At 46.6% G+C, this 487-nt stretch carries 1 pseudogene; it reads left to right on the forward strand.

Annotated elements, in window-relative coordinates:
* Nucleotides 1-487 (forward strand): annotated as a pseudogene (locus ACYVRA_RS08620) (LptF/LptG family permease); the annotation flags it as partial.

A 487-nucleotide genomic window follows, 5' to 3' on the forward strand; every position in this document is an offset into this window, starting at 1 on the left:
ATTGTCACGGGCGGCGTAAAAGATAACGTGATTGAAAACCTGCTTATCATGGACAAGACCGAAGACGGCGAGCGCCGGATCATAATGGCAAACAGCGCGGAATTGAAAGACGGCGGAAAAGAAGGGCTTAGCCTTAATCTTGAAGGGGCGTTTGTCCACTCATCAAAGGAAATTACAAGAGAAGATTACGATTACGCCAATTCGGACAGTTTGCAGTACTGGGTTTCCAATGAGGATATTATTCAGCAATATGTCAGCGTAAGCCCAAGAGAGATGAGCTCGCGGGACGTTCAATCCGCAATTATAGAAAAAAAAGCAGATTTAGCCGTAAGGCTTAACGACAGAAAATCGCGCATGATTGTAAACATAGCGTCATTAGAAAATATTTTAAGGGCGGGGCAGGCGGGAGACGGCTGGAACCGCAGAACGGCGGTTGTTTCAACTTTTCAGCGTGATACCGCCGCCCTTGAATCCATGATTAATGACG

The sequence above is a fragment of the Treponema sp. R8-4-B8 genome (assembly GCF_054786175.1).